This window comes from Pseudomonas sp. GW821-FHT10B02, from assembly GCF_059415665.1.
Map to the genome: position 1 here is coordinate 142,852 of NZ_JBWKNR010000012.1, position 12,687 is coordinate 155,538.

Consider the following 12,687-nt stretch of genomic DNA (forward strand, 5'->3'; position numbering starts at 1 on the left):
GTCAAAGGCTCCGATGTCTGGCAGAATTATACGCACCTGAGTCTGCGTTGCCTTATTTCCCATGTCTGCTGCCACCCCCGATCTTCCCGCACTGGCCCAATCAATCAAGGATTGGGGCAAAGAGCTCGGCTTTGCCCATGTCGGCATCGCCGGGGTGGAGCTGGGCGAGCACGAGCAACACCTGGAGCGCTGGCTGCAGGCGGGCTATCACGGTGAAATGGACTACATGGGCGCGCATGGCAGCAAACGCTCGCACCCGGAGCAACTGGTGCCCGGCACCCTGCGCGTGGTGTCCCTGCGCATGGACTACCTGCCAGGCGACACGCGCATGGCCCAACAACTGGCCCAACCGGAAAAAGCCTACATCTCCCGGTACGCCCTGGGCCGTGACTACCACAAGCTGATTCGCAAGCGCGTGCAGCACCTGGCCGAGCGCATCCAGAAAGAAATCGGTCCCTTCGGCTTTCGCGCCTTCGTTGACAGTGCGCCGGTACTGGAGAAGGCCATCGCCGAGCAGGCCGGCCTGGGCTGGATTGGCAAGAACACCCTGCTGCTCAACCGCAAGGCGGGCAGCTACTTCTTTCTCGCCGAACTGTTTGTCGACCTGCCGCTGCCTGTCGATCCGCCCCAGGTCAGCGAACATTGCGGGCGTTGCACGGCCTGCCTGGACATCTGCCCCACCCAGGCCTTTGTCGGCCCTTACCTGCTTGATGCCCGGCGCTGCATCTCGTACCTGACCATCGAACTGAAAAGCGCTATCCCTGAAGAACTGCGCGCGCTGATCGGCAACCGGGTGTTCGGTTGCGATGACTGCCAGATCGTCTGTCCGTGGAACCGCTTTGCCAGGCCCACCGACGAGAGCGACTTCAAGCCCCGGCATAACCTCGACAGCGCGGGATTGGCGGAGTTGTTCATGTGGGATGAACAGACCTTTCTCGACAGTACCGAAGGCTCGCCGCTGCGGCGCGCCGGCTATGAGCGCTGGCTGCGCAACCTGGCGGTGGGGTTGGGGAATGCGCCGTCGACAATCCCCGTACTGGAGGCACTCAAGGCGCGGCAGGACTACCCTTCGGAACTGGTGCGCGAGCATGTGGAGTGGGCACTGAAGCAGCATGCCGCGCGGCAAGCCAGCTGATTTCGCGGCGCGACCATCGCTGGCAAGGCCAGCTCCCACAGGGTTTGGTGGGCACAGAAATTGTGGGAGCCGGCCTTGCCGGCGATGAGGCCGGTACTGCTCTGATCAATGCTCGTCGTTGTAATGAAACTTCGGCATTTCCCAGTGGAAACGAATCGCCAGCAAGCGCAGCAGAAAGCCGCCAAACAAGGTCAGCAGGATCGCCTGCTCGCCGGGCACCTTGAAGTAGACACAACCCAGATAGAACCAGGCCGCGGCAAAAGACACACTCGCATACAGCTCACGGCGGAAGATCAGCGGAATATCGTTACAGAAAATATCCCGGAGAATGCCGCCAAACACCCCGGTGATCACCCCGCTGATAGACGCCACCAGCATGCCCTGGCCCATTTCCAGGGCGGTCATGCAGCCGATCAGGGTAAAAGCGACCAGCCCCAGCGCGTCGAGCACCAGGAACAAGGAGCGCAGGTGACGCATCAAGGGTGCAATGAAGATGGTCATCAGCGCGGCAAAGCTGGTCAGCACCAGGTATTCCGGGTGCTTGACCCAGGTCAGCGGGTAATGCCCCAGCAACACATCGCGCACTGAACCGCCACCCAGGGCGGTGATGCAGGCAATCAGCACCACGCCGAACCAGTCCATGCCGCGGCGCCCGGCAGACAGCGCGCCAGTCATGGCTTCAGCGGTGATTGCAATGAGGTAGAGCATCAACAACATGGCGCAGATCCGTGCAATGGGGCGCGCAGTCTAACCAGTTGCCTCAGGCACCAAAAGGGGGCGCCGCACGGATTGTCTGTACAACCGTGCGGCGGGGTGATCAGAACTTGATGAAGTGTTCGCGGTAGTGGCGAAGTTCGTTGATCGATTCGCGAATATCGTCCAGCGCCAGGTGCGTGCCACCTTTCTTGAAACTGTCGCGCACCGCAGGTGCCCAGCGTGCCGCCAGCTCTTTGAGGGTCGAGACATCCAGGTTGCGGTAGTGGAAGTAGTTTTCCAGGCCGCGCATGTGGCGGTAGAGGAAACGACGATCCTGGCAGATGCTGTTGCCACAGATCGGCGACTTGCCTTTCGGTACCCACTGCTCCAGGAAGGCAATGGTCTGCGCTTCGGCTTCGGCCATGCTGACCTTGCTGTCCTTGACCCGCTGGGTCAGGCCGGAGGCGCCATGGGTGCGGGTGTTCCACTCGTCCATGCGCGCCAGCACCTCGTCACTGTGGTGAATGGCGATCACCGGCCCTTCGGCCAAGGTGTTGAGGTCGCTGTCAGTAACGATGGTGGCCATTTCGATAATGACGTCGTGGTCCGGATCCAGACCGGTCATTTCCAGGTCGATCCAGATCAGGTTCTGTGGGTTCTGCATGATTCTGCTCCTCGGTAGGTGCGCAGTTTAGCCTAGTGGAGCGTGCTAAACTCCTCGCCGTTTAATAATGCATGCCGAACACGGAACCTTCATGGCCAAACGCCAGCTCAATCGCCGCCAAAACTGGCGGATCGAAAAAATCCAGGGTGAACGCGCTGCCCGCGCCGCCAAACGCGAACAACAGACCCTGAAGGAGCTCGAAGGCGGTGACTTGGGCCCCGAGCAACTCGGCCTGGTGATCGCCCACTTTGGCGTGCAGGTCGAAGTCGAGGCCCAGGACGGCGAAGATGCCGGCCAGGTGTTCCGCTGCCACTTGCGCGCCAACCTGCCAGCGCTGGTAACCGGCGACCGCGTGGTGTGGCGCGCGGGCAACCAGGGTATCGGCGTAATCGTCGCGCAAATGCCGCGCAACACCGAGCTGTGCCGCCCCGACAGCCGTGGCCAGCTCAAGCCGGTGGCGGCCAACGTCGATCTGATCGTGATCGTCTTCGCCCCGGCGCCGGAACCGCATGCCAACCTGATCGACCGCTACCTGGTAGCCGCCGAACACGCCGGCATTCACCCGCTGCTGTTGCTCAACAAAGCCGACCTGATCAACGAACAGAACGCCCCGGCGCTCAACGCGCTGCTGGCGGTGTACCGCCAGCTGGGTTATCCATTGCTGGAGGTTTCGGCCCATCACGGCGATGGCATGCAGCAGCTGCAGGCGCGCCTGGATGACCATATCAGCGTCTTCGTCGGTCAGTCGGGGGTCGGCAAGTCGTCGCTGGTCAACAGCCTGCTGCCCGAGGTGCAGACCCGGGTCGGCGATCTGTCGGAGTGGTCCGGCCAGGGTACGCACACCACCACGACCGCACGCCTGTACCACTTCCCGGGCGGCGGTGAGCTGATCGACTCCCCGGGTATTCGCGAATTCGGCCTGGGTCACGTCAGCCGTGCCGATGTCGAAGCCGGCTTCATCGAGTTCAACGACCTGATCGGCACCTGCCGCTTCCGTGACTGCAAGCATGATCGCGAGCCAGGTTGCGCGTTGCTCAAGGCCCTGGAAGACGGTCGTGTCCAGCAGCAGCGGATGAACAGCTATCGCTCGATCATTGCCAGCCTGCCTGAAGACAGCTACTGAAATACCGCGTGAGGCTCGCAATGGGCCTCACTTTGCTGCCTCGTAGGAAAACACTGCAGGAAAATTTACCAAGCAAGGTAAGACCCTTCTTTAACGCTGGTCGTCCCTTGCCGTCATAAAAGCTTTCATTGATTGTCACCTTTCAGATTCGCCACGACCAAGCGAATCAACTCCATGCTCTGAGTATGAAAGGAATCAACAATGACAATACGATCCTCAGGTACCCGCCACCCAGCCTGTGCACCAGGAGGGCCTGTCTGATGCCAGTCGTTATCAGCTATCGCCACCCGCAACGCCTGGATGCCTACATCATCAGCGAACGCCTGAAACTTGAAGGCATTGCTACCCACCTGGATCTGTTCGATGGCGACGCCGGGCAGACCGGCGACGACATCAGCGGCCTGGTCTGTAGCAACATCAGCAGCTGTACGCACCTGATCAGCGTGCTGTCCGAAGAGAACGCCGATACCTGGTGGGTGCCCTTCCAGCTCGGTGCTGCCACCCTCAGCAATCGTCGGGTATCGCTGTTCCAATGTGCAGAGAGCACATTGCCCGACTACCTGGACAAGTGGCCGATCATGAGTTCACGCGAGCACATCGACCTGTTCGTCCTCGCCTACCATGACGAACAGACCTTCAAACGTTCGATCACCAAAGAAGAAGCTGGCGCCGACGCCACCAACCGCCTGAACGCAGGATTCTTTCACGCCGACCTGAAGGCCAAGATCCGCCGCGGTTTCTGAAGCCGCCCATAAAGCACAACGCCCGTGAGCATCGCTGCTCACGGGCGTTGTGATCAGAACCCAGGATTACTCCTTGCTCTCATCCATCTTCAACACACCATCCTCGAAGATGTTCAGCTTCTGGCGCAGCTCGCGCGGCTGCATCGGCTCGGCCTCGGGTGCCGGGGCCGGCACTGCAGGCGCAGGAGCCGGCGCATTGGCGTCTGGAACGGTGCCCTCAGGCGCAGCTGGCTGCTCGCCTTCAAGGGTCCGCTGGGCCTTCTTGGTCAAGACAATGATATCGATGCGCCGGTTGACCGGGTTGAGCGGGTTCGCCCGATCAAACAACGATGACGAGGCGTAACCGACCACCCGGGCAACCTGCGCATCCGGGTAGCCACCGGCAACCAGGGCGCGCCGCGCCGCGTTGGCACGGTTGGCCGACAGTTCCCAGTTGCCGAAGTCACCGGTGCCGGCATACGGCTTGGCATCGGTATGGCCGCTGATACTGATCTTGTTCGGTACCGCCTTGATGGTGTCGGCCATGGCCAGCAGGATATCTTCGAAGTACGGCTGCAAGCGGGCGCTGCCCAGGTCGAACATGGGCCGGTTTTCGGCATCCATGATCTGGATGCGCAGACCATCCTGGGTAATTTCGAAGAGGATCTGGTCCTTGAACTTCTGCAGCTGCGGGTTTTCTTCGACCTTGTTCTGCAATTCCTGCAAGAGCAACTCGAGACGCTCGCGCTCGACCTGCTCGGCCATGCTTTCAACCTTGTCCTGGCCCAGCTGGATACTGGTGTCCGGGGTCGGCTCGGACTTCTCTTCCGGGTTGATGGTCTTTTCCGGGGCAAGCTGTGGCGAGCCCCCCAGGTCAATAACGTAGGGTGTGCCGCTTTCGGAAAAACCGATCGGGTCCTTGAAGTAGCCGGCAATGGCGATCTTCTGCTCCGGCGTGGCCGTCGACAGCAGCCAGAGCACCAGGAAGAACGCCATCATCGCCGTAGCAAAGTCGGCGAAGGCGATCTTCCAGGCGCCACCGTGGTGGCCGTCGCCAAAGCGTTTGACGCGTTTGACGATAATGGGCTGGTTGTTCTCCATGACTCAGCGTCCGCGAACCGCTTGTTCCAGCTCGGCGAAGCTCGGACGGTGGGCCGGAAACAGCACCTTGCGCCCGAATTCCACAGCCAGCGACGGCGGCATGCCGGAAGCCGAGGCTACCAGCGAAGCCTTGATGGCTTCATAGACGTTGAGTTCTTCCCGGGCATCCTGACGCAAGGCGGTGGCCAGCGGGCCAAAGAAACCGTACGCCGCGAGAATACCGAAGAAGGTACCGACCAGCGCCGCACCCACGTGCAGGCCGATGGATTTCTGGTCGCCATCGCCCAGCGAGGCCATGGTCACCACGATCCCCAGTACCGCCGCAACGATACCGAAGCCCGGCATACCGTCGGCGATACCAGTCACGGCATGGGACGGATGATCGAGCTCTTCCTTCATGCTCAGCAGTTCCATGTCGAACAGGCCTTCGAGCTCATGCGGAGCCATGTTGCCGGTGGACATGATGCGCAGGTAGTCGCAGATGAACGCAGTCATGCGTTCATCACCGAGCACAGCGGGGTACTTGGCAAAAATCGGGCTGGAGGCGGCGTCTTCGATATCGGCTTCAATCGCCATCATGCCTTCGCGCCGGCTCTTGTTGAGGATCTCGTAGACCAGCCCGAGCACCTCGATATAGAAGGTATGGGTAAAGCGCGTACCAAACATCTTCAGCGACTTCTTGATTACATGCATGGTCATGTAACCGGGGTTCGCCTGCAGGAACGCACCAAAGGCCGCGCCACCGATGATCAACACCTCGAAGGGCTGAATCAGTGCGGCAATTTTGCCGTGGGATAGAACATATCCGCCGAGCACACTCGCGAATACGACGATGATGCCGATAATTTTAGCCATAGATAGAAAGCACTTACTGTCGTGGTCAGGGTCGTGAGCGGAAGTTAATAAAACTCTTCTTCTACTTATCGGCAGATCTGCGCCAGACTATAGTCAGTCACGGCGAAAAGCCAGTTCGGCCCCCTCCAGCATACCTATTGAATCCATCGTGCCAGATCAAATACCAAAAACACTCGATGCCTGGGTCAAACTACTCGATAGCGTTCGCCTGCCGGTTCCGCTGGCCAGCTACGAACGGGTAAAAGCCACCATTGCCGACAACCGCAGTGCGCTGCGCGATATTGCCGAGGTGATGCAGGACAGCCCGGCGCTGGTGCTCAGCGTCATGCGCGAGGCTAACCATCACACCCAGACCAGCATCGGCGAGCCCGCCGAAAGCCTGGAAGTCGCCCTCAATCGCCTGGGGCTGGCACGCACCTCAGAGCTGTTGGAGCGCTTGCCGGCGCTCCCCGAGGGTGAAATTGCGCCGACCTTGCGCCAATTGCAGCAGGTCAGCCAACACGCCAGCCAGCAGGCCAACGGCCTGTTCGCCAGCCGCCTGGCGCGGCTCTGGCAGGAAATACACTGGGGCAGCCTGTTGTTTCTGTCGCCTTTATGGCCACTGGCCCTGACCTTTCCCAAGCTGCTCGAAGACTGGGAACTGCGCGTGGTGCACAAGGGCGAATCGGCGCCGCAGGTAGAAATGGAGCTGTTCGGGGTACGGCTGCTCAGCTTGTGCCAGGCACTGGCCGAACACTGGCGCCTGCCGGACTGGGTCACGCGCGGCTATCACCTGCTGCAGGAGGAGCGGCGTTTGCTGGCCAAGGCACTGCACATCGCCCGCGACCGGAACAGCCTGCGCCAACAGCAGCGTCTGGACGACAACCCGAACCTGCGCCGCTGGTTCAATCAGCCCGCCAACACCGTACTCTTGGCCAACGGCCTGGCCCTGGCGGCACAAGTCGGCTGGACCAACACGCATGTTCGACGCTGGCAACTGCTTACCAGCCTGTACCTGCAGACCTCACTGGATGATGTGCAACAGCTGGTGCACCAACAAGCGGCCATCAGCGCCCGCCACCATGCCTGTCATGACCTGTTTCACCCGGCCGAAGCCCTGCTCTGGCCCTGGCATCAACGGCGCCTGCACCAGGGTCTGATCGCCCCGCCGCCGCCCTCGGCCCAGGCCCTGGGCACCTGGCGCAAGCTGTGCGCCGAGCTACTGGTCGAGCCCAGCCCGTTCAGCAATGCCCTTCACCTGACGACCCTGGCCCGAGATGCCTTGGTCGCCTGTGGCATGCAGCGGGTCATGCTGCTGATGACCGACAAGACCCTGACGCAGCTGCGGGTTCATCAGATTGCCGGATTGGCGCCAGAAGCGGCTGGCCTGGTTTTGCCTGTCGAACAGAGCAAACTGCTTCAGCGCCTGTTGAGCGCGTCGGCGCAACTGCGCCTGACCCCCGAAAATCACGCACAATTCTCGGCGCTGCTTCCGGCTCACTTGCGCGCATTGTTTCGCAGCGAACACCTGCTGTTGCGCTCGCTGTCGAGCAATGGCCGCGTAGTGATGCTGCTGATTGCCGACCAGGGTGCAAAACCGCTGGCTGATATCAGCGTGCAGGCCTTTGCCAAGACCGCGCAATGCATCGAGCGCGCCTTGACCGCCTTCAGCACCCGCAGCGCCTGACCCATGCGCTACAATCGCCCCCTCTGTTCTGCTCTGGAGACTCTGGATGACTGACTTTTCTGGCTTGCCCCTGGTAATCGAACCGGCTGACCTGCAAGCCCGGCTTGATGTACCGGAGTTGATCCTGGTGGACCTGACCAGCGTCAACCGCTATAACAGCGGGCACATTCCGGGGGCTCGCTTTGTCGACCCGAAGCGTACCCAGCTGGGCCAACCCCCTGCGCCGGGCCTGCTGCCGGCCAAAGCCGATCTGGAAAAACTGTTTGCCGAACTCGGCCACAACGCCAATGCGGTCTACGTGGTCTATGACGACGAAGGCGGCGGCTGGGCCGGGCGCTTCATCTGGTTGCTGGATGTCATCGGTCACACGCGTTATCACTACCTCAACGGTGGTGCGCAAGCGTGGCCAGCGAGCACTCTCAGCACCGACGTACCGGCCGCTGCCAGCGGCACGGTCAGCCTGACCCTGCACGAAGAACCCACGGCAACCCGTGAATACCTGCAAAGCCGCATCGGCGCCGCCGACCTGGCGATCTGGGATGCACGCAGCCCCGCTGAATACCGCGGCGAGAAAGTCCTGGCCGCCAAAGGCGGGCACATTCCCGGCGCGGTCAATTTCGAATGGACTGCCGGCATGGACCTGAACAATGCCCTGCGCATCCGCAAGGACATGCCCGAGATCCTCGAACAGCTGGGCATCAGCAAAGACAAGGAAGTGGTTACCCACTGCCAGACACATCACCGCTCCGGCTTTACCTATCTGGTGGCCAAGCATCTGGGCTACCCTCGGGTCAAAGCCTATGCCGGATCCTGGGGCGAATGGGGCAACCACCCCGACACCCCTGTTGAAGTTTAAGGAAACCTAATGAAATCCCGCTTGTTCATCATCAGTCAGTACCTGCTGCCTCATCACCTGCTGTCGCGCCTGGCCGGCTGCATTGCCGAATGCCGCGTGCGCTGGTTCAAGAATGCCTTCACCAGCTGGTTCGCCAAGCGCTACCAGGTCGATATGTCCCAGGCCCTGGTCGAGGACGTCACCGCTTACGAGCATTTCAACGCCTTCTTCACCCGCGCCTTGAAACCCGGTGCACGTCCGCTCGACGAGACCCCGGGTGCAGTCCTCTGCCCGGCCGACGGTGCGGTCAGCCAGCTGGGCCCGATCGAGCACGGTCGCATTTTCCAGGCCAAAGGCCACAGCTTCAGCGCGCTTGAACTGCTGGGCGGCGATCCGGCCAATGCTGCGCCGTTCATGGGCGGCGAATTCGCCACCATCTACCTGTCACCGAAGGACTACCACCGGGTGCACATGCCACTGGCCGGTACCCTGCGCGAAATGATCTATGTGCCGGGTCGACTGTTCTCGGTCAACCAGACCACCGCCGAAAACGTACCGGAGCTGTTTGCCCGCAACGAACGCGTGGTCTGCCTGTTCGATACCGAGCGCGGGCCGATGGCTGTGGTGCTGGTTGGCGCAATGATCGTCGCGTCGATCGAAACCGTCTGGGCTGGCCTGGTGACCCCACCTAAGCGTGAACTGAAGACGTTCCGCTACGACGAAGCCAGCCGCGCGCCGATCCACCTGGAAAAAGGTGCGGAACTGGGTCGCTTCAAGCTGGGTTCGACGGCTGTCGTGCTGTTTGGACCTGAGCAGGTCAAATGGGCCGAAGAACTCGGTGCCGGTTCGGCGGTGAGCATGGGCCAGCGTCTGGCGCTGCCTGCCCAGGCCTGAAAACGAAAAAGCCCGCAGCGATGCGGGCTTTTTTGTACCTTTCTTTTAGCTACGACCGTCGCGATCACGAAAGCCCAACAGGTACAGCACACCATCCAGACCCAGCGTCGAAATCGCCTGTTTGGCCGACTGCTTGACCAGCGGTTTGGCACGGAACGCCACGCCCAGACCGGCGATGGCCAGCATCGGCAGGTCGTTTGCGCCGTCACCTACCGCAATGGTCTGCTCCATCTGCAAGCCTTCCTTGCGCGCCAGCTCACCCAGCAGGTCAGCCTTGCGCTGGGCATCGACGATCGGCTCAACCGCAACGCCAGTGACTTTACCGTCAACCACTTCCAGCTCGTTGGCAAAGACATAGTCGATGCCCAGCTTGGCCTGCAGTTGCTTGGCGAAGTAAGTGAAACCGCCAGACAGGATCGCGGTTTTGTAGCCCAGACGCTTGAGTTCGGCAAACAGGGTCTCGGCGCCCTCGGTCAGGCGCAGCGAGGCGCCGATCTCGTCGAGCACGCCAACATCCAGGCCCTTGAGCAAGGCCAGACGCTCTTTGAAGCTGGCGCGGAAGTCCAGCTCACCACGCATGGCCCGTTCGGTGATTTCCGACACCTGCTCGCCCACGCCAGCGGCCTTGGCCAACTCGTCGATCACTTCGGCCTCGATCAGGGTCGAGTCCATATCGAACACCGCCAGACGGCGGTTGCGACGGAACAGCGAGTCCTGCTGGAAGGCGATGTCGACGTTCAGCTCCTGGGCCACACTGAGGAACTCGGCACGCAAGGCTTGCGGATCGGCCGGCTCGCCACGGACCGAAAACTCGATGCAACCCTTGCCCTGCTCGACCGGCGTATCCAGAGCCACACGGCCGGAAAGACGGTCGATATGGTCGATGTTCAGCCCGTACTTGGCGGTAATCGAACTGACCCGCTGCAATTGTTCGGCAGTCACCTTGCGGGTCAGCAAAGTCACGATGTGACGGGCCTTGCCCTGACCTTCGACCCAACTCTGGTAGTCAGCTTCGGAAACCGGCGTGAAACGGACCTGCTGATCGAGTTCGTAGCCCGCAAACAGAATATTTTTCAGAACCGATGAGGCCTTCTCGGTATCCGGGATTTCCACCAGGATGCCAAAGGACAGGGTGTCGTGAATCACCGCCTGACCAATGTCGAGGATGTTCACGCCACCCTGGGCCAGAACGCCGGTAATGGCCGCAGTAAGACCCGGACGGTCTTCACCTGTGATGTTAATCAGAACGATTTCGCGCAAAACGGGCTCCGACTCGTGGAAAAAAGCACATTCTACCGATTTTCGCTGACCATCGGGCGCAGCCGATGCTTTGCCGGTCCATGAGCGCTCGCTATACTGCGCAGCAACTTCTCCGACATAAAGAGCCGCGCTCTGTGAACCGGCCCACGCCCGTTAAAACCGACAACTTCTTCCTGCTGATATTTCATGCTCTGCGCCAGCGCCGTGTGCCGCTTGCGCTGCGTATCGCCTGCCATAACGTGCTGCTGGTGGCACTGGCGCTGGTGATCTATGCCTGCGTGATGGGATTGCAATTCAAGCAGGCCATGCATGAACAAGCCGACGCCCTGGGGCAGAGCCTGACCACGCAGACCGCTACCTCGGCGACCGAGCTGCTGGTGTCCAACGACATCCTCAGCCTCAATGTGCTGCTGGGCAACCTGGTGAAAAACCCGCTGGTGGCCCATGCGGCGATCTACAGCGTCGACAACCGGATCCTTGCCGAAGCCGGCCAGCGCCCGAAAAACGGCCTGCTGGGTGAGGCCGAAGGCCTGTACCAGACCAAGATCACCTTCCAGGACGTGACCGCCGGGCAACTACGTATCAGCCTGGACATGAGCCAGTTCCAGCAGCCGCTGACCATCAGCCTGCAAAGCATGGGCATTCTCGCCGGTATTCTGCTGGCCCTGGCCCTGGCCATGAGCTTGCGCCTGGGGCGCTTCATCTCTACCCCGCTGCTGCAACTGCGGGTGTGGCTGCGTGACATCAACGAGTTCACCCCGGCCACTGACCGCCAGGATGAGATCGGTGACCTGGCCCGCCAGCTGCACACCCGCTTTGCCCCACCGCCGCGCGAAGTCGAGCCGGAGCCCGAAGAGCTGGACGAAGACGAACCCGAGTTCGAAGTTCGTAACCTGCGCGACCCGAGTTTTGACGAAGCACCTGCCGTGGCCAGGATCAGCAAGCCGGTAACTGCCGACGACGACAACGATGACGCATTTGCCGACCTGATCGACGACGAAACGCACAGCGCCCCGCGCCCTGCCCCGCAAGCCGTCAATCGCGAACCCCAGGCCAGTGCCGTACTGGCGGTGCAGCTAGGCTCCCAGGAGCAACTTCGGCGCCTGCCGCGCACCCGTCTGACCGAGTTGCTGGAACGCTATCGCGACTGCCTTGACCAGGCCGCATCGCTGTATGAAAGCGAAGTGCACACCCTCAACGACGGCAGCACCCTGATGCTGTTCCACAGCCAGGACAGCGGCGAGGACTACCTCACCAATGCCATTTGCTGTGGCGAGCTGTTGCGTGCCCTTGGGCATGCCCTGCAGATCGAAGTGGCCGACAGCGGCATCACCTTGCAGCTGCAGCTTGGCCTGACCCTGGGTGAAGACCTGCACGGCCTGAACCAGATCGACCTGCTGTTGACCGAGAAGGCCCAGGATGCCCTGGCCCTGTCGCAACACAGCCGTAACCTGCTGCTGGTTGAACGCAAGATCAGCGACGACAGCCTGATCCGTCAGCGCGCCCGCATCCGCCCGATTGCCAGCCCCGAGGGTGCCTGCTGCGTCGAGCGCCTGATGGAGCCCTACCCGTCGATGCTGGAACGCCAGCTGGCGCGGATGCATGAGCGTCGGGTCAAGAGCTGATCTGTGGGAGCCGGCCTTGCCGGCGATGGCATCGCTGCGGTATCAGGCGTTACGCGGCGCCTGCATCGCTGGCAAGGCCAGCTCCCACAGTTAACCAGGTGACAGACCGTT

General features: G+C 61.4%; 12 protein-coding genes. 7 read left to right on the forward strand and 5 right to left on the reverse strand.

Annotation, left to right across the window (positions count from 1 at the left end):
• Positions 1–61: 61 nt before the first annotated feature.
• Positions 62–1,135: a tRNA epoxyqueuosine(34) reductase QueG gene (queG, locus tag AC07OF_RS18750; protein WP_157194429.1), complete on the forward strand. Its 1,074-nt coding sequence runs from the start codon at positions 62–64 to the stop codon at positions 1,133–1,135.
• A 105-nt stretch (positions 1,136–1,240) separates the two neighbouring features.
• On the opposite strand, the gene AC07OF_RS18755 is transcribed toward queG, so the two are convergent.
• Together AC07OF_RS18755 and orn are read right to left on the reverse strand one after the other, a co-directional pair.
• Positions 1,241–1,852, reverse strand: a complete 612-nt coding sequence (locus AC07OF_RS18755; RefSeq protein ID WP_028945669.1) for a trimeric intracellular cation channel family protein — start codon at positions 1,850–1,852, stop codon at positions 1,241–1,243.
• A gap of 100 nt (positions 1,853–1,952) precedes the next feature.
• Positions 1,953–2,495: an oligoribonuclease gene (gene orn / locus AC07OF_RS18760; RefSeq protein ID WP_157194430.1), complete on the reverse strand. Its 543-nt coding sequence runs from the start codon at positions 2,493–2,495 to the stop codon at positions 1,953–1,955.
• 91 nt (positions 2,496–2,586) lie between these two features.
• On the opposite strand from orn, the gene rsgA reads away from it, so the two are divergent.
• Positions 2,587–3,618, forward strand: coding sequence for a small ribosomal subunit biogenesis GTPase RsgA (gene rsgA / locus AC07OF_RS18765; protein ID WP_495073311.1), 1,032 nt, complete (start codon positions 2,587–2,589; stop codon positions 3,616–3,618).
• Positions 3,619–3,878: 260 nt separating this feature from the next.
• Entirely contained in the window at positions 3,879–4,361 is a 483-nt protein-coding gene (locus AC07OF_RS18770) for a toll/interleukin-1 receptor domain-containing protein (RefSeq protein WP_157194432.1), read from the forward strand.
• A gap of 66 nt (positions 4,362–4,427) precedes the next feature.
• Here AC07OF_RS18770 and motB read toward each other — a convergent pair whose 3' ends face one another.
• Positions 4,428–5,441, reverse strand: coding sequence for a flagellar motor protein MotB (gene motB / locus AC07OF_RS18775; RefSeq protein ID WP_157194433.1), 1,014 nt, complete (start codon positions 5,439–5,441; stop codon positions 4,428–4,430).
• 3 nt (positions 5,442–5,444) lie between these two features.
• Entirely contained in the window at positions 5,445–6,296 is an 852-nt protein-coding gene (gene motA / locus AC07OF_RS18780) for a flagellar motor stator protein MotA (protein WP_107024216.1), read from the reverse strand.
• Positions 6,297–6,426: 130 nt separating this feature from the next.
• Here motA and AC07OF_RS18785 point away from each other — a divergent pair, with 130 nt between their 5' ends.
• From AC07OF_RS18785 to asd, 3 genes are read left to right on the forward strand one after another with little or no spacing between them, the layout of a single operon-like run.
• On the forward strand, positions 6,427–7,962 hold the full coding sequence (locus AC07OF_RS18785; RefSeq protein ID WP_157194813.1) for an HDOD domain-containing protein: 1,536 nt from the start codon (positions 6,427–6,429) through the stop codon (positions 7,960–7,962).
• A 46-nt stretch (positions 7,963–8,008) separates the two neighbouring features.
• The gene (locus AC07OF_RS18790; protein WP_157194434.1) at positions 8,009–8,818 is read left to right on the forward strand and encodes a rhodanese-like domain-containing protein; all 810 of its coding nucleotides are present in this window, start codon (positions 8,009–8,011) and stop codon (positions 8,816–8,818) included.
• Between the two features lie 9 nt (positions 8,819–8,827).
• Positions 8,828–9,691 (forward strand): archaetidylserine decarboxylase, encoded by an 864-nt coding sequence (gene asd / locus AC07OF_RS18795; RefSeq protein WP_038615233.1) that lies wholly within the window; start codon positions 8,828–8,830, stop codon positions 9,689–9,691.
• A gap of 45 nt (positions 9,692–9,736) precedes the next feature.
• On the opposite strand, the gene serB is transcribed toward asd, so the two are convergent.
• Entirely contained in the window at positions 9,737–10,951 is a 1,215-nt protein-coding gene (gene serB, locus AC07OF_RS18800; RefSeq protein ID WP_107024221.1) for a phosphoserine phosphatase SerB, read from the reverse strand.
• A 134-nt stretch (positions 10,952–11,085) separates the two neighbouring features.
• On the opposite strand from serB, the gene AC07OF_RS18805 reads away from it, so the two are divergent.
• Positions 11,086–12,576, forward strand: coding sequence for a HAMP domain-containing protein (locus AC07OF_RS18805; protein ID WP_157194436.1), 1,491 nt, complete (start codon positions 11,086–11,088; stop codon positions 12,574–12,576).
• The last annotated feature ends 111 nt before the right edge of the window (positions 12,577–12,687 follow it).